Genomic DNA, 17,300 nt, shown 5'->3' with positions numbered 1-17,300 from the left:
ATGCCCGGGCGGAAGGAACCGGTCCACGAGCATACGCCGACCGGACGCGTTGAACACGCCGGCCGCCGCGGAAAACCCGGGGTTTAAAGCTCTTCGACGCGGGTGACCTTGCCCCGGCGCATCAGCCAGGCCACGCCGCGCAGATCGGCGATGCCCACCCACAGGCGGTCCAGCATGCCGTACTTGGACGTGCCCGCGGTGCGCGGACGATGGCCGACCGGCACGCTGCGGCTCTGGAAGCCGGCGCGCTTGACCAGGGCCGGCAGGTAGCGGTGCATGTGGTCGAAGTAGGGCAGGCGCAGGAACACCTCGCGCTCGAACAGCTTCAGGCCGCAGCCGGTGTCCGGGGTGTCGTCGCGCAGCATGCGCGAGCGCACCGCGTTGGCGACCTTGGAGGAAATACGCTTGTTGAAGCTGTCGCGGCGGGTGGTGCGCCAGCCAGCGAGCAGGCGCACGTCGTCCGGCGCCTCGTCGCGCGCGGCCAGCAGCTTGGGGATGTCGGCGGGGTCGTTCTGGCCGTCGCCGTCGAGCGTGGCGATCCACGGCGAGCGGGCGGCGCGCACGCCATTCCATACCGCGGTGCTCTGCCCGCTGCGGGTCAGGTGGCGCACGATGCGCAGCTCGGGATAGCTGGCCTTCTCCGCCGCCAGCACCGCCACGCTGTCGTCGCTGGAATCGTCGTCCACGTAGACGATCTCGAACTCGACCTTGCCGCGCAGCGCGGCGGCGATTTCGGCGAGCAGCGGCGGAATGTTGTCGCGCTCGTTGAACACCGGCACGACCACGGACAGTTGCGGCATGAGAGGCAGCCTTTAGCTCTTGCGGGAAGGAGGGCGCGCAGCGCCCCGGGGGCGCATTCTAGTGCGTAGGGGCACTGGCGGCGAGCCGCGTCCCGGGCTCCCGCTCAGCGGATCTTGCCCAGGATCCCTTCCAGCTCGTCGTTGCTGTGGTAGTGGATCACCAGCTTGCCGCGGCCGCCGCGGCCATGGGCGACTTCCACGCGGGTGGCGAAGCGCTCGGCCAGCTCGCGCTCCAGGGCGTCGACATTGGGGTCGCGCGCGGCGGCGGCGCTCTTGGCCTTGCCCTTGGGCGCGGTCTGCGCGCGGCGGGCGGCGTCTTCCAGTTCGCGCACGCTCCAGCCGTGGCGGGCGGCTTCCAGCGCCAGGCCTTCGGCGTCGTGCTGGGGCAGGGTCAGCAGGCAGCGGGCATGGCCCATTTCCAGCTTGCCCTCGTCGAGCAGGCGCTTGATCGAGTTGGGCAGCTCGGTGAGGCGCAGCAGGTTCGACACCGCGGCGCGCGAGCGGCCGACGGCCTCGGCGGCTTGCTGGTGGGTGAGGTCGAAGTCGTCGATCAGGCGCTTGAGCGCATCGGCTTCTTCCAGCGGGGTGAGGTCCTGGCGCTGGATGTTCTCGATCAGCGCCATCGCCGGCACGGCCACTTCGGGCACGTCCTTCACCAGCGCGGGCAGTTCGCTCAGCTGGGCGCGCTGCGCGGCGCGCCAGCGGCGCTCGCCGGCGATCAGCTCGTAGCTGTTCTTGCCGATCTCGCGCACCACCACCGGCTGGATCAGGCCCTGTGCCTTGATCGAGGCGGCCAGCTCGTCCAGTGCCTCGTCGTTCCAGTGCCGGCGCGGCTGGTATTTGCCGGGCTGGATGTACTGGATGGGCAACATGCGCAGCTCGCCTTCCTGCTCGATCACCGAGGGCGCGTCGTCGCCGCCGCCAAGCAGGGCGTCGAGCCCGCGTCCGAGGCCTCGTTTCTTCGCTGCGGCCATGCTTACTCCTGGTGAATGTCGGCGGCGGCGTCGATCGCCACTGCGCTGCTGTCGTCGTGCGGCGGCAGGGCCGCTTCGGCGGCGGCGCCGGCGGCGAGGCCGCGCTCGCGGCGGATGATTTCGCCGGCCAGGCCGATATAGGCGATGGCGCCGCGCGAGCTGCGGTCGTAGAGATGGATCGGCTGGCCGTGGCTGGGCGCCTCGGCCAGGCGCACATTGCGCGGGATGATCGAGCGCAGCACCTTGTCGCCGAAATGCGTGGTCAGCTGCGCGGAGACTTCGTTGCCGAGGTTGTTGCGCACGTCGTACATGGTGCGCAGCAGGCCTTCGATCTCCAGGTGCGGATTCAGGCGTTGGCGCACGGCCTTCACCGTGTCGAGCAGGCTGGAAAGACCTTCCAGCGCGAAGTACTCGCACTGCACCGGAATGAGCAGGCCGTCCGCCGCGGACAGCGCGTTGAGCGTGAGCAGGTGCAGGGTCGGCGGGCAGTCGATCAGGATGGTGTGGTACTTGTCGGCGATCTTGGCCAGCTGTTCCTTCAGGCGCATCTCGCGCGCGATCGCGTCCATCAGCTTCAGCTCGGCGGCGGTCAGGTCGCCGTTGCCGGGCAGCAGGTCGTAATGCGCCTCGGTGGTGACGATGGCGCGCTCGATCGGCGCTTCGTCCAGCAGCACCTCGCAGCCGTTGGGCTTGGCCACGCGCTTGTCCACGCCGGACGCCATGGTCGCGTTGCCCTGCGGATCGAGATCGACCAGCAGCACCTTGCGCTTGGCGGCGGCGAGCGCCGCGGCAAGGTTGACGGCGGTGGTGGTCTTGCCGACGCCGCCCTTCTGGTTGGCGACAGCGATGATGCGAGCCATGGTGTCGTCGATGCCGTGAACGTGGGAAAAGAGGGCTAGGTTACCATCGGAACCCCGCTCCGACAGGGCTGCGCGCTGCCCGCAGGCTCAGGCCCGGCCCAGTACCGCAAGGTGACGCTCCGCGTCCAAACCGGGCACGTTGAGCACATGCGTGCCGCGCAGCGCGAAGCCGGCGGGGATGCCGGGCAGCTCATCGTCCGGCCGCTTGCCCTTCATCGCCAGCCACACCCCTTCCGGCGCCAGCAGATGCCCGCCCCAGCCCAGCATGTCGGCCAGGGTGGCGAAGGCGCGGGCGGTGATGCAGTCGAACTGGCCCTGCACGTCCTCCACCCGCGACTGCACCGCGCGCACGCCGTCGAGCTTGAGCGCGCGGATCGCCTCGCGCAGGAAGCGGACCTTCTTGCCGTTGGAATCCACCAGCAGGATCTCCCTGCCCGGCGCGGCGATCGCCAGCACGATACCCGGCAGGCCGGGACCGGTGCCGAGGTCGGCCAGGGTCTGGCCCTGCACATAGGGCAGGATCGCCAGCGAATCGAGCAGGTGGCGCGTGACCATCTCGGCCGGATCGCGGACGGCGGTGAGGTTGTAAGTGCCGTTCCAGCGCTCCAGCAGGGCCTGGTAGTCGAGCAGGCGCTGCACTGCGCCGTCGGGCAGGTTCAAGCCCAGCGCGGCCAAGCCCAGCGCGGCGATGCCCCGTTCCAGCTGGGTCTGCAGTGCGGCGCGGTCGGCCATGGACGGATCCTGCGTGGCGAAAAGGGCGGCAGTATCCGGGCGCAACGGTTGCGGCGCCAGCTTTTCGCCCAAAGAAAAACCCGCCGTAGCGGGTTTCAAAGAGTCTCAAGTTCCCCTTTTTTCGCGGGCGCTCTTTGGAAGGCTGCCTCGCGTATGGCTTCAGGCGAAATCCAGCTCCACCCGGGTGACCATCACGCCGCGGTCGCGCAGCGCCTGGTTCATGGCCAGCTTCAGGCGGGCGCCGAGGTCGCGGCGATCGGCTTCGGCGGCGGCCGGATCCTCGCGCAGCGCGGCCAGGGCGCCGCCGCGGATCAGCTGGTCGGCCTGGTCGATCACCGCATCGGCGCGCTCCGGCTCCAGCACCTGCCAGTACACCGTGCCGCGCACGTCATGCGCATTCGGCAGCGGCTCGCGGAATTCCAGCACCTGGCCGCCCAGGTTGATCCGATGCCCTACGCGGTCCAGCCCCGGCACCAGCATGTGCGTGCCTTCCTGCAGCAGCCGGCGCGGCTTGCCGTGGCGATAGACGCTGACCACCTGGCCGGCGGGTACGCGCTTGACGGCGCTTATGGAAAGTCCCATCAGGACCAGAATGATCGATAGCAGAGCAATCATGATCTTATACTTCAGTTAGTTACACGCGTATTCTCATGTACGCAGCAAATACATGTTACATCCGCCGGATGACACGGGGATTAACCGTGATTTAACTGCGGCCTTATGGATTTTTACAATCCCCCGAAAGGGCTAACCCCGCGAAATGCAAAGCAAGCCTCGTTCCTTCGGGTTTGTTCCGTCCGCTTGTGCTGCGGTGCCACAGCACGGCCTTCGTGGCACGGAGAACGGTTTTTGGCGGCTTTTCCTTAAGCCGACCACGTCGAGCGCTAGAACTTCCGGCCGACGAATTTTTTGCGATGCAGCAAAGTCCTTGATTTGCAAAAGCTTTACAAGCAGCGATGAAAACGTTTACGTTGCCCTCCCGGCGAATCCGGACCTACCTGGAGCGGCAATGGGTGTGACCATCAAAGACGTGGCACGCGAGGCCAAGGTGTCCGTGGCGTCCGTCTCCCGCGCGCTCAACGGCCATGGCGGGGTAACCGCCGAGACCCTGGAGCGCATCCGCGAAGTCGCCGCCCGCCTGCGTTACATCCCCCACGGTGCCGCGCGCAGCCTGATTACCCGCCGTACTCACACTATCGGCGCGCTGCTGCCGGACCTTTATGGTGAATTTTTCTCGGAGCTGATCCGCGGCATCGACCTGGCGGCCCGCGTGCACGGCCTGCAGCTGCTGGTCTCCAGCTCGCATGACGGCTCCGCCGAAGCCGCCGCCGCGCTGCGCGCCATGCAGGGTCGCGTCGACGGCCTGCTGGTGATGTCGCCGCACGCCGACGCCGCCTTCCTGCGCCAGAACCTTCCCGTGGGCCTGCCCACCGTGCTGATGAACACTGTGCTGGAGCGCGACGATTACGCCGCCCTGTCGGTGGACAACGCCGGCGGCGCGCGCCTGGTGGTGGAGCACCTGCTCGGCGAAGGCTACCGCCGCATCGCCTTCATCCAGGGCCCGGTCGGCAACCACGACGTGGCCGAGCGCGAACAGGCCTATCGCGACGCGCTGGCCGCTCGCATGCCGGGCGTGCCACCGATCGTGCTGCCCGGCGAATTCGACGAAGCCTCCGGCTACCGCGCCGGCCAGCGCCTGGTCGCGATGAGCCCGCGTCCCGATGCGGTGTTCGCCGCCAACGACATGATGGCGATCGGCTGCATGGCCGCGATCCGCGAAGCCGGCCTGCGCATTCCCGAAGACATTGCCGTGGCCGGCTTCGACGACGTGCCGATGGCGCGTTACGTCAGCCCGGCATTGACGACGGCGGGCGTGCGCATCGCCGAGCTGGGCAAGGCCGCACTCGATCAGCTCGCCGGACAGATCGATGGCGACGCCGATGCGGCGGCGCCTGTGCATGTGCGCATACCGGCGGAGTTGATGGTGCGTGCGTCGAGCGCGCGCAACCACGCAAGCAAAGCGGCGGCCTCGGACTGACGCCGTCAGAACACCAGGGGGCCGGCCATGGAGGCCGGTTCACCGCCGCCGGCGCGGGATCGCGTTGATGGCGCATCGACAACCAAAACACAGCCGTATCGAACCCTTGAGGGAGGGTGTCCAAGTCATGGCACGCAAACACGCACTTTCGCTGCAGATCTCGCTGGCGCTGGCGGCCCTGGCCGCCACCGCAACCTTCCTACCATCCGTCGCCTGGTCACAGACCTCCGATGCCACGCTTCGCGGCCGCGGCCCAGCCAATGTCGAAGTGGTCGCCAAGAACGTGGCGACCGGATCGACGCGCCGCACCCGCACCGACAAGGACGGCAGCTATGCATTGGTTGGCCTTACGCCCGGCACTTATCAGATCGACGCCGGAGGCAACCAGAAAACGGTGACGCTGACCGTGGCATCGGTTGGCACGTTGAACTTCACCGAACCTGCGGCACCGGCACCGACTGCTGCCGAGGCCAACGCGCAGAATCTCAATGCGATCACGGTCAACGCCACCACGCTTGCCGAAGTCACTACCTCGGAGGTGGGCACTTCGATCTCGCAGCACCAGATCGCCACGGTGCCGCAGATCACGCGCAACTTCCTCGAGTTCGCCGACATCGTCCCCGGCATGGTCTTTACCGTGAAGAACGGGCAGACCAATCTACAGTCCGGCGGTCAGGCGTCGGGGGCGATGAACGTCTACATCGACGGCGTCGGTCAGAAGAACTACATACTGTCCTCCGGTGTTTCGGGCCAGTTCAATACGCAGGGCAACCCGTTCCCCCAGCTTGCCATCAGCGAATACAAGGTCATCACTTCGAACTACAAAGCGGAGTACGACCAGATCTCCAGCGCGGCGGTCACGGCGGAAACCAAGTCCGGCACCAATGAATTCCACGGCGAGGTGTTCGGCAACTACACGAACCAGTCCGTGCGCGCGCGGACGCCGGCGGAAGAAGACAGCGGCAAAAAGATCCCTTCGCACAACAAGGAATACGGCTTTGCACTGGGCGGTCCGATCATCCAGGACAAAGCGCATTTCTTCGCCACCTATGAAGGCAAGGAATTCGATCAGCCGATCAGCGTGATCCCGGGAGGCCCGTCCACCTATACCGCAGGTCTGCCCGCTTCGGCCCGCGCGCAGCTCGGCGCCGCCAGCCAACCGTTCAAGGAAAATCTTTACTTCGCCAAGATCGACTGGGAGCCCACCGATCGTGACCGCATCGAGGTCACCGGCAAGTATCGCGACGAGACGGCGGTGAGCGGCATCGGCACAGGAACGGCGGCATCCGCCTCCTACAGCACCAAGAACACCGACAAGCGCTACGTCATTCGTTGGGATCACAGCGCCGACGCCTGGTTCAATCGGCTCCAGGCGACTTACGAGAATGCGTTCTACACGCCGACCGCGACGAACCTGGGCAACGGATACGTCTATACCGCCTTCGGCAGCAACGATCAGCAGATTCTGGCGACTGGCGCCGCCTCCCCGCTTGCTTCACAGAACAAGGGCCAGAAGGGCCCGTCCCTGCAGGACGACTTCACGTTCAATAACATCGAATGGCATGGTGACCATGTCATCAAGATGGGCGCCAAGATCAAATGGGTGCGGCTGACAGCACAGGACGCGGGCGAATTCAATCCGCAGTTCTTTTTCGATACCACACCCGATGGCACGGCGACCACGCCTTACAAAGTGCTATTCCCCCTGTCGACGCCCGGCATGAGTCCCGTGGCCAGCACGATCGATCGTCAGATTGGCGCGTACATCCAGGACGACTGGAAAGTCGATGATCATCTGACGCTGAACCTGGGTGTGCGCTGGGATTACGAAGTCACTCCGTCGTACCACGATTTCGTCACTCCCGCCGGCGTCGTCGCAGCCATCAACTCGCAGGACCCGGCTGCTCCGACAGGGCAAACGTATGCCCAGTCGCTCGCTCTTGGGGGCGTTAATGTAAACGATTACATCAGTAACGGTCATAACCGCCATCCGCCGCGCTACAACTTCCAGCCGCGATTCGGTTTTGCGTATGACATCAACGGCGACGAGGAACACGTGATTCACGGCGGCGCTGGCCGCTCGTACGATCGCGACCTCTACCAGATACTCCAGCTGGAGCAGACCAAGTCGGTTCTCTCTCAACCGACCATCAATTTCATCAATGCCAACCACGCCTGCACGCCTGGTCCTACGTGTATTCCGTGGGATCCGGTTTACTTGACGGGGCTCAACACCCTGCAAGCCCTCGTTGCCAGCAGCAATACCGGCAAGGAGGTGGACATGATCACCAACAACCTCAAGACGCCGTACTCAGACCAGATCAGCCTGGGCATGCGCAACAAGATCGGCGAATGGAATACCGACGTCACCGTTCAAAGCGTCAAGAGTTTCGACGGCCTGGTCTTCCAGCTCGGTAATCGCTATCCGGACGGCTCGTTCTGGAAGAACAAAAGTCAGCCCTGGGGTAACGGTATTCCTGGCTACGGCAGCTTGATCATTGCGGACAATGGTCTGAAGACGAAGACCACTCAGGTGCTGGTGTCAGCGGAAAAGCCCTATACGGCGGAATCGCACTGGGGAGTAACCGTTGCTTACACCTACACCAAAAGCCGCTTCAATCACGACACCCAGGATCTGACCGACCAGTACGCCTTTGATGCGGCGACGATTCACGATTATCCGTTCATTCCGGGCCCGACGGCGAAGCATCGCCTGGTCACCACGGGTACGGTCGACGGTCCGTGGGGCCTGCTGTTCGCGGCCAAGCTGACACTGGCAACACCTACCGCTTCGGTGAACAACGCCTGTTATGACGCCGTCAATTCGCCGAATGGCTGCGTTCCGCTGACTGTCGTGCCGCCGGGCACTGGCAAGTTCCTGGTTGGAGGCAAAGTGTTCGGCTATCGCGACCTCGATCTGCAGGTCACCAAGAACTTCAAGGTGTGGGACAACCTGAGTGCCTATGTCCGACTGGATGTGCTCAACGTCTTCAACTGGAAGAACTACAACGACTATCTGACGGACTTTGGTTCGAACGGCGTTCTCAATCGGAACTCCGTGGTTTACAACCCTGTCGGTAACATCATCGACGTGCCGCGCACGCTGAAGCTGACGGCGGGTATCCGGTTCTGATCGAAGCAAACCGGGCGCGCAATGTTGCGCGCCCGGTCCGACGAGAGCCTTGCGGCTCTTTTTTATAGTACAGATGTAAACGTTTACGTCGCACAATTTCAGTGGGTAACCTGATGATCGATCACCCGGCCGCCGATCCTGATCCGTCTTGTAAGGGCAACACCATGCGCATAAGCACCTTGACCCGCGTCGCCGCTACGCTTTCGGTCGCACTCGCGTGCGCGATCAACCCGATGACGGCGCAAGCAGCCAAGCCGAAGCCAGCTCCGGCAGCCAAGACCGACACGCGCATTCCCCCCCTGATCGACGACCTGGAAAAACGCACCTTCGACTGGTTCTGGGACAGCGCCAATCCGAAGAACGGCCTCGTCCCCGATCACTACCCGACCAAGTCCTTCGCCAGCATCGCCGCGGTCGGCTTCGGTCTCACCGCCTACGGCGTCGGTGCGGAGCGTGGCTACATCACGCGCGAGCAGGCGGTGGAACGCACGCTCGCCACGTTGCGTTTCTTCCACGATGCGCCGCAGAACGACAGCGAGGACGATGCCACCGGCTACCACGGTTTCTACTACCACTTCCTCGACATGGAATCGGGCAAGCGCTTCGATCGCGCGGTGGAGCTTTCCACGGTGGATACTTCGCTGCTGCTCGGCGGCGTGCTGTTCGCGCAGTCGTACTACGACCGCGACACGCCGCAGGAAAAGGAAATCCGCCAGCTCGCCGACGATATCTACCGCCGCGTCGACTGGACCTGGGTGCAGGCGCGCAAGCCGCTGATCACGATGGGCTGGACGCCGGGCGGCAAGTTCATCCCGCACGACTGGCAGGGCTATAACGAAGGCATGCTGGTCTACATCCTCGCGCTTGGCTCGCCCACGCATGCGGTGGGCGATGACGCATGGACGGCCTGGACGTCCACCTACAACCGCACCTGGGGCGAATTCCACGGCCAGACCTTCCTCAACTTCGCGCCGCTGTTCGGCCACCAGTTCAGCCACGTGTGGGTGGATTTCCGCGGCATCCGCGATGCGTGGAATCGCGAGAAGGATCTGGATTATTTCGAGAACAGCCGCCGCGCCACCTATTCACAGCGCGCCTATGCCATTGCCAACCCCGGCACCTGGACCGGCTACGGCGCCAATATGTGGGGCATCAGCGCGAGCAATGGTCCCGGCGGGCTGGTGGTGAAGAGCGGCGACAAGGAACGCACCTTCCACGGCTACACCGCACGCGGCGCGGGCCTGGACTACATCAGCGACGACGGCACCCTGGTGCCGATGGCGGCGGGCGGTTCGATCGCCTTCGCGCCGGAGATCGTGGTGCCGGCGCTGGAAGAAATGAAGCGTCGCTACGGCAAGGACATCTATAACCAATACGGCTTCGTCGACGCCTTCAATCCCAGCTTCCACACCAAGGCCGACCTGCGCACCGGCAAGCTGGTGCCTGAGCTGGGCTGGGTCGATACGGTGCACCTGGGCATCGACCAGGGCCCGATCGTGCTGATGATAGAGAACTGGCGCAGCGGCTTCGTGTGGAGCGTGATGAAGAAGAACCCCTACGTTCGCAAGGGCCTGGAACGCGCTGGCTTCACCGGCGGCTGGCTCGATGAGGCGCAGCCCAAACCATGAGCCTGCGTTTCCGCCAGCGTCCGGGCCGGCCATGGCGCATGCTGCTGCATGCGCTGGCCTGGACCTGCGCAGGCGTCGCTGCCGCGCTTGCGACCGGATGCCAACGCACCGACGACACGCACGTACTCACCTTCTGGACCGTCGGCCGCGAAGGTGAGGCGGTGGCGAAACTGCTGCCGGACTTCGAGCGCGAACATCCGGGCCTGCACGTCAAGGTGCAGCAGTTGCCGCTCACCGCCGCACACCAGAAACTGCTTACCGCCATCGCCGGCGGTTCCACGCCGGATCTCACCCAGCTCGGCAATACCTGGATTCCGGAACTGGCCGCGCTGGAGGCGCTCGAGCCGCTCGATGCGCGCGTGGCGTCGTCGCAGGTAGTCCGCCAGGACGACTACTTCGCCAACATCTGGACCACCAATCGCATCGGCAACACGCTGTACGGCGTGCCCTGGTACGTCGATACGCGCCTGCTGTTCTATCGCAGCGACCTGCTCAAGCAGGCCGGCTTCGACGCGCCGCCGCGCGACTGGGCCCAGTGGCGCCGCGCGCTCGTCGCGCTCAGCCATCCCGAGCGCGGCAGCTACGGCATCCTGCTGCCCACCAACGAATTCGAGCAGCTGCTGGTGCTCGCCCTGCAGCAGGACGAACCGCTGCTGCGCGACGACAACCGCTACGGCAACTTCCGCAGCGCGGGTTTCAAGCGCGCGCTGGCCTTCTATGTGGAGACGTTCCGCCAGCATCAGGCGCCGGCGATCACCAATGTGGAAGCGGGCAATCCCTGGACCGAGTTCGGCCGCGGCGTCTACGCGTTCTATCTCTCCGGCCCCTGGAACATCGGTGAGTTCCGCAAGCGCCTGCCGGCTTCGCAGCAGGACGACTGGAGCACCACGCCGCTGCCCGGCGAGCACGGGCCCGGCGCGTCCAATGCCGGCGGCTCCAGCCTGGTGATCTTCCGTCGCTCGGCGCACAAGGACGAGGCCTGGCAGCTGATCGAATTCCTGTCGCGCCCGCAGATCCAGCAGCGTTTCTACGACCTGCTCGGCGACATGCCGCCACGGCGCTCCTCCTGGGCCGGTGGCGCACTGCGCTACGACCCCAAGGCGCAGGCATTCCGCGATCAGCTGGAGCGGGTGAAATCCACGCCGCCGATTCCCGAATGGGAGCGTATCGTGACCGAGATGCAGCTGGTCGCCGCGCAGGCAGTGCACGGCGATCTCAGCATCGACCAGGCTGCCGCCGAGATCGACCGGCGCGCCGACCTGATCCTGGAAAAGCGGCGCTGGATCCTCGACCGCGCCAGGCCCGCGCCATGACCGCCGGAGGCCATGCATGAATCCCCAACGCGCCGCCTGGCTGTTCCTCGCGCCGGCCCTGCTGGTACTCGGGTTGTTCTTCCTGCTGCCGGTGATCGCGGCGCTGGCGCTCAGCCTCACCGACTACGATCTGTATGCGCTGGCGGACATCCGCGACCTGCGCTTCGTCGCGCTGGGCAATTACTGGGAGTTGCTGCACCGGCCGCTGTTCTGGTCCGCGCTGGGCCACACGCTGTACTTCGTGCTGGTGGGCGTGCCGCTGTCGATCGTCGCCTCGCTCGGCGCCGCGCTGCTGCTCAACTCGCCGCTGGCGCGCTGCAAGCCGTTGTTCCGCACCGCGCTGTTCGCGCCGGTGGTGACCACGGTGGTGGCGGTGGCGGTGATCTGGCGCTATCTGTTCAACACCAAGTACGGCCTGGCCAACTATGCGCTGGGCGGGCTGGGCATCCATCCAGTGGACTGGCTGGGCGATCCGCGCTGGGCCATGCCGACCATCATCCTGTTCGCGGTGTGGAAGAACTTCGGCTACAACATGATCATCTTCCTCGCCGCGCTGCAGGCGATTCCGGCCGACCTGTACGAAGCCGCGCGCATCGACGGCGCCTCTCCGCTGCGCCAGTTCCGCCACATCACGCTGCCGATGCTGGGGCCGACGTTGCTGATGGTGGGCATTCTTACCGTGTCGGGTTACTTCCAGCTGTTCGCCGAGCCCTTCGTGATGACCGAAGGCGGCCCGCTGCAGAGCACGACCAGCGTGCTGTACCTGATGTACGAGGAAGGCTTCAAATGGTGGAACCTCGGTTCCGCCTCGGCGGTGGCCTTCCTGCTGTTCCTGATCATGTTCGCGGTGACCGCGGTGATGCTGCGCGTGGCGCGCCGGGGAGGCGAGGCATGAGTCCGCGCCTGGCCAAGGCCCTGGTCAACGGCCTGCTGATCGGCAGCACCCTGGTGGCGGTGTTCCCGCTGCTGTGGATGCTGTCGGTGTCGTTCATGCGGCCGGGCGAGGCGAGCGCGCTGCCACCGCCGCTGTTGCCAACGCATGCCACGCTGGCCAACTACCACGAGCTGTTCGAGCGTGCCGGCATGGGACGCTACCTGCTCAACAGCCTCGGCGTGTCCAGCGCGATCACGCTGCTGTCGCTGGCCTTCAACCTGATGGCGGGCTATGCCTTCGCCAAGCTTCGCTTCAGCGGACGCGAGCGGCTGTTCCAGGTGCTGCTCGGCGGGCTGGTGATTCCGGCGCAGGTGGCGATGCTACCGTTGTTCCTGCTGCTGAAATACCTGGGCCTGGTCAACAGCTATGCCGCGGTGGTGGTGCCGGCGATGGCGACCATCTTCGGCATCTTCCTGGTGCGCCAGTATGCGCGCGGGATTCCGGACGACCTGATGGAAGCCGCGCGCATCGATGGCGCGGGCGAGCTGCGCATCTTCGTGCAGATCGTGCTGCCGCTGCTCAAGCCGATCATGGTGACGCTGGCGATCTTCACCTTCCTTACCGCATGGAACGATTTCATGTGGCCGCTGATCGCGCTGACCGGGCAGGAGCATTACACCTTGCCGATCGCACTGGCGTCGCTGTCGCGCGAGCATGTGCAGGATTCCGAACTGATGATGGCCGGCTCGGTGGTGACGGTGCTGCCGGTGCTGGTGTTGTTCCTGGCTCTGCAGCGCTACTACCTGCAGGGTCTGTTGCTGGGCAGCGTGAAGGGTTGAATCGATGAAGGCGCGCGCCGCACTGCTGTTGGTTGCGCTGCTGGCGCCCATGGTTCACGCAGCGGACGAGGCACGCGTACTCGACGATTTCAGCCAGCCGTCCGCGTGGAAAGCCGATGGCACCGACGACATCCGCGCGCAGCTGCAGCTGGCCGACGGAAGCACCGGCAAGGCGATCTGCCTGGACTTCGACTTCAATGGCGTCTCCGGCGCGGCCACGCTCAAGCGCGCGCTGCCGATGGACTGGCCGGACAACTTCGCGCTGTCCTTCGACGTGCGCGGCAGCATGCCGCCGAACGACCTGCAGGTGAAACTGGCCGATGCCAGCGGCGACAACGTCTGGTGGTATCGGCGTGAAGCGTTCCAGCCCGGGGCGGATTGGCAGACTGTCGAGTTCCGCCGCAGCCAGGTGGAATTCGCCTGGGGTCCGACCAAGGACCGCACGTTGCATCGCACGGCCGCGCTGGAATTCACCGTCTCTGCAGGGCAAGGCGGCCACGGCCAGCTGTGCCTCGGCAACCTGCGGTTGCGGCCTTTGCCGCCCGCGCCCGCCGTACTGCCGACACCGCAGGCACGAGCCTCGTCCACGCTTGCCGGCTATGCCGTGCAGGACATGCTCGAAGGCAAGGGCGACTGGCGCAGCGATCCGTCCGCCAGCGGCGAGCAGAACATCGTGCTGGACCTGGGGCTGTCGCGCGAATTCGGCGGCCTGCTGCTGCACTGGCTGCCGGGCGGACAAGCTTCGCACTACGAGCTGCAGCTGTCGGATGACAACGCGCATTGGCGCGCCGCCACGCAGGTGACCGGTGGCAACGGCGGCGACGATGCGCTGTTCCTGCCGCAGGCGCAGGCGCGCTATGTACGGCTGCGCCTGCTGGCCGGTCCCGGCAAGACCTATGGCCTGTCGCGGCTGGAGGTCAAGGATCGCGCCTGGGGCGCTTCGCCCAACGTGTTCTTCCAGGAGCAGGCGAAGCGCGCGCCGCGCGGCATGTACCCGCGTGGCTTTTCCGGCGAGCAGAGCTACTGGACCCTGGTCGGCGCCGACGGCGGCGCGCGCGATTCGGCGCTGATCTCCGAAGACGGCGCCGTCGAAGTGGGCAAGGGCGGCTGGTCGCTGGAGCCGATGCTGTTCGCCGGCCGCAACGTGATCGACTGGGCCACGGTGCGCAGCTCGCAGAGCCTGCTTGACGGCTACCTGCCGATTCCCTCGGTGCGCTGGACCGCCGACAGCCTGACCCTGGACACCACGGCGTTCGTCGCCGGCGAGGCAGGGCAATCACGGCTGGTGCTGCGCTACACCCTCGTCAACCGCACCGCGCAGCCGCAACGCGTGACATTGGCGCTGCTGGCGCGGCCGTTCCAGGTCAATCCGCCGACGCAGTTTCTCAATACGCCCGGCGGTATCCACCGCATCCACGACCTGGCCTGGGACGGCAAGGTGCTGACCGTCAATGGCGAGGCCCGCGTCGTGCCGTTGCAGTCCGCCGACAGCTTCGTGGCCAGCAGCCATGAGGCGGGCCCGTTGCCGGAGCGGTTGGCACAGGGCGAACGTCCGGAGGTGGCGTCATTGCACGACGGCGCCGGCTTCCTGCAAGGCGCATTGCTGTATGCCATCGACCTGCCCGCGCACGGCAGCCGCACGCTGGGCCTGGTGGTGCCATCGCATGGCGACGATCTGCAGGCGCCGCGCACGGCGGAAACCTGGCTGCGCCAGGAGCTCGAACGCACCGCCTCCGCCTGGCGAGAAAAACTCAACCGCGTGACGCTGCAGCTGCCCGCTTCGCAGCACGCCATCGTCGACACCGCCCGCAGCGCGCTGGCGCAGATGCTGATGTCGCGCGACGGCCCGGCACTGCAGCCCGGCACGCGCTCCTACGCACGCAGCTGGGTGCGCGACGGGGCGATGATGACCGAGGGCCTCGTGCGCAGCGGTCATGCCGAGGTCGCGGCGGCCTTCGTGCGCTGGTATGCGCCGCACCAGTTCAGCAACGGCAAGGTGCCGTGCTGCGTGGATGCGCGCGGCTCCGATCCGGTGCCGGAGAACGACAGCCACGGCGAACTGATCTTCGCGATCGCGGAACTATGGCGCTACACGCACGATCGCACGGTGCCGGAGCGCTACTGGCCGACCGTGCAGCGCGCCATCGCCTACATGGACCGACTGCGCGAAAGCGAGCGCGGAGCGACCAACCAGGCGGCCGAACGGCGCGCGCTGTACGGCCTGATGCCGGCTTCGATCAGCCACGAGGGCTATTCGGCCAAGCCGATGCATTCCTATTGGGACGATTTCTGGGCGCTGCAGGGTTATGACGATGCGGTGTTGCTGGCGAAAGCGCGCGGCGACGACGCGGAGGCATTACGCATCGCGCAATCGCGCGATGCGTTCCGCGGCGACCTCAAGGCCTCCATCGATCTCTCCGTGCGCAAGCACCGCATCGATTACCTGCCCGGCGCTGCGGAACTCGGCGACTTCGACGCCACCTCCACCACCATCGCGCTGTCCCCCGGCGACGGCCAGACCTGGCTGCCGCCGGCCTTGCTCGAAGCCACCTTCGAGCGCTATTGGCAGGGCTTCGTGGACCGTCGCGACGGCAAGCGCGCATGGGAGGACTACACCCCCTACGAACTACGCACCATCGCCAGCTTCGTACGGCTGGGCTGGCGCGACCGCATCGGCCAGCTGCTGACGTTCTTCTTTGCCGACAGGCGGCCGGCGGCATGGAATCAATGGGCGGAAGTGGTGGGGCGCGACGCGCGCAAGCCGCGCTTCGTCGGCGACATGCCGCACGCGTGGATCGCCTCGGACTATCTGCGCTCCGCCTACGATCTGTTTGCGTACGAACGGCCGCGCGATCGGGCGCTGGTGTTGGCGGCGGGGATTCCGACCGAGTGGCTGAAAGGCGAGGGCATTGGGATTCAGCGTTTGCGCACGCCGTATGGGCAGCTGAGTTACAACTTGCGCGAACGCGATGGCACGCTTGAGTTGCGTGTGGAGAAAGGGCTTGAATTGCCGCCGGGTGGGTTGGTGCTGCCGTGGCCGTATGCGCGCAAACCGACGGGCAAAGTGGTGATCAACGGCGAGGCGGCCGTTTGGCGGAATGGAGAGCTGGTAATACGTAGCTTGCCTGCGGCCGCTCGCATCTCAACGCCCGAGTAAATCGCGGCGTAGGTTGGGGTGAGCCGCAGGCGAACCCCAACATAAGCACATCGGTATGCGGCGCCTTGTTGGGGTTCGCCTGCGGCTCACCCCAACCTACAAGTGCGGGTTCAGAACTTACCGGCCCGAAAATCCGCAATCGCCTGATGAATCTCCTCAGGCGTGTTCATCACGAACGGTCCATAGCGCGCCACGCTCTCGCCCAGCGGCTTGCCTGCCACCAGCAGTACGCGCGCCGGGGCTTCGCGGCCGCCGATGCGTACCGAGCCACCCTTGGACAGCACGGCCAGCTCGCTGCGATGCAGGACGTCGCCGGCGACTTGCGCATCTGCGCCGTCGAACACGTAGGCGAAGGCGCTATGGCCTTCCGGCAGCGGGACTTCCAGCTGCGCGCCGGGCTGCAGGGCGATGTCGAGGTAGACCGGCTCCGTGGTGATGCCGGCCACCGGACCGGCGGCGCCGAACAGTTCGCCGGCAATGATCTTCACTTCCACGCCTTCCTGCGGATGCACCGTGGGAATACGCGCGGGATCGATGTCCTGGTAGCGCGGCTCGGTCAGCTTGTCCTTGGCAGGCAGGTTCACCCACAGCTGGAAACCCCACATCAGGCCGTTTTCCTGCTGCGGCATTTCCGAGTGCAGGATGCCGCGGCCCGCCGTCATCCACTGCACGCTGCCCGGACCGAGGTCGCCCTGGTTGCCGTGGTTGTCGCCGTGGCGCATATGGCCGGCAAGCATGTAGGTCACGGTCTCGAAGCCGCGGTGCGGATGCTCGGGGAAACCGGCGAGGTAGTCGTCCGCGCTGTCGGAGCGGAACTCGTCCAGCAGCAGGAACGGATCGAGCATGTCCAGGCCGGGCTGGCCGATGATGCGCTTGAGCCGGACGCCCGCGCCGTCGGAAGTGTCGGTGCCGCGGATGCGGCGAAGAATGCTGCGCTCGCTCATGATGGGCT

Annotated in this window: 13 protein-coding genes; 7 read left to right on the top strand and 6 right to left on the bottom strand. The window is 65.9% G+C overall.

The window, feature by feature from the left end; genetic code table 11:
• Positions 1-83: 83 nt before the first annotated feature.
• The 5 genes from BM172_RS17900 to BM172_RS17880 all read right to left on the bottom strand — a co-directional run bounded on the left by BM172_RS17900 (position 84) and on the right by BM172_RS17880 (position 3,981).
• Positions 84-800, bottom strand: a complete 717-nt coding sequence (locus BM172_RS17900) for a glycosyltransferase (protein WP_026634740.1) — start codon at positions 798-800, stop codon at positions 84-86.
• A 104-nt stretch (positions 801-904) separates the two neighbouring features.
• Entirely contained in the window at positions 905-1,774 is an 870-nt protein-coding gene (locus BM172_RS17895) for a ParB/RepB/Spo0J family partition protein (RefSeq protein ID WP_026634739.1), read from the bottom strand.
• 2 nt (positions 1,775-1,776) lie between these two features.
• Positions 1,777-2,634 carry a ParA family protein gene (locus BM172_RS17890; protein WP_026634738.1) on the bottom strand — a complete coding sequence of 286 codons (858 nt, stop codon included), beginning with the start codon at positions 2,632-2,634 and terminating at the stop codon, positions 1,777-1,779.
• An 87-nt stretch (positions 2,635-2,721) separates the two neighbouring features.
• Complete coding sequence (rsmG, locus tag BM172_RS17885) at positions 2,722-3,366, bottom strand: 16S rRNA (guanine(527)-N(7))-methyltransferase RsmG (RefSeq protein WP_026634737.1); 645 nt, start codon at positions 3,364-3,366, stop codon at positions 2,722-2,724.
• Positions 3,367-3,525: 159 nt separating this feature from the next.
• Positions 3,526-3,981 carry an SPFH domain-containing protein gene (locus tag BM172_RS17880; RefSeq protein WP_026634736.1) on the bottom strand — a complete coding sequence of 152 codons (456 nt, stop codon included), beginning with the start codon at positions 3,979-3,981 and terminating at the stop codon, positions 3,526-3,528.
• Positions 3,982-4,375: 394 nt separating this feature from the next.
• On the opposite strand from BM172_RS17880, the gene BM172_RS17875 reads away from it, so the two are divergent.
• From BM172_RS17875 to BM172_RS17845, 7 genes are all read left to right on the top strand, one after another.
• Positions 4,376-5,404, top strand: coding sequence for a LacI family DNA-binding transcriptional regulator (locus BM172_RS17875; RefSeq protein ID WP_035323062.1), 1,029 nt, complete (start codon positions 4,376-4,378; stop codon positions 5,402-5,404).
• Positions 5,405-5,531: 127 nt separating this feature from the next.
• Positions 5,532-8,537: a TonB-dependent receptor gene (locus tag BM172_RS17870; RefSeq protein ID WP_026634734.1), complete on the top strand. Its 3,006-nt coding sequence runs from the start codon at positions 5,532-5,534 to the stop codon at positions 8,535-8,537.
• A gap of 233 nt (positions 8,538-8,770) precedes the next feature.
• Positions 8,771-10,165 carry a glucoamylase family protein gene (locus BM172_RS17865; RefSeq protein ID WP_231504170.1) on the top strand — a complete coding sequence of 465 codons (1,395 nt, stop codon included), beginning with the start codon at positions 8,771-8,773 and terminating at the stop codon, positions 10,163-10,165.
• Between the two features lie 38 nt (positions 10,166-10,203).
• Positions 10,204-11,478: a sugar ABC transporter substrate-binding protein gene (locus BM172_RS17860; RefSeq protein WP_090423615.1), complete on the top strand. Its 1,275-nt coding sequence runs from the start codon at positions 10,204-10,206 to the stop codon at positions 11,476-11,478.
• A 16-nt stretch (positions 11,479-11,494) separates the two neighbouring features.
• The gene (locus BM172_RS17855) at positions 11,495-12,373 is read left to right on the top strand and encodes a carbohydrate ABC transporter permease (RefSeq protein WP_026634731.1); all 879 of its coding nucleotides are present in this window, start codon (positions 11,495-11,497) and stop codon (positions 12,371-12,373) included.
• The gene (locus BM172_RS17850) at positions 12,370-13,191 is read left to right on the top strand and encodes a carbohydrate ABC transporter permease (protein WP_026634730.1); all 822 of its coding nucleotides are present in this window, start codon (positions 12,370-12,372) and stop codon (positions 13,189-13,191) included. The genes BM172_RS17855 and BM172_RS17850 overlap by 4 nt, the downstream gene beginning before the upstream one ends.
• Before the next feature lie 4 nt (positions 13,192-13,195).
• On the top strand, positions 13,196-16,348 hold the full coding sequence (locus BM172_RS17845) for a discoidin domain-containing protein (RefSeq protein ID WP_231504169.1): 3,153 nt from the start codon (positions 13,196-13,198) through the stop codon (positions 16,346-16,348).
• Between the two features lie 110 nt (positions 16,349-16,458).
• Here the strand turns inward: BM172_RS17845 and BM172_RS17840 are convergent, their stop codons facing one another.
• Complete coding sequence (locus BM172_RS17840) at positions 16,459-17,292, bottom strand: pirin family protein (protein WP_026634728.1); 834 nt, start codon at positions 17,290-17,292, stop codon at positions 16,459-16,461.
• Between the last annotated feature and the right edge of the window lie 8 nt (positions 17,293-17,300).

Origin of the sequence: Dyella marensis, assembly GCF_900112865.1 — a bacterium.
Classification (GTDB): Bacteria; Pseudomonadota; Gammaproteobacteria; order Xanthomonadales; family Rhodanobacteraceae; genus Dyella_D; species Dyella_D marensis_A.
Note: the sequence above shows the minus strand (reverse complement) of the source record. Positions and strands in the feature narration are given on the sequence as shown.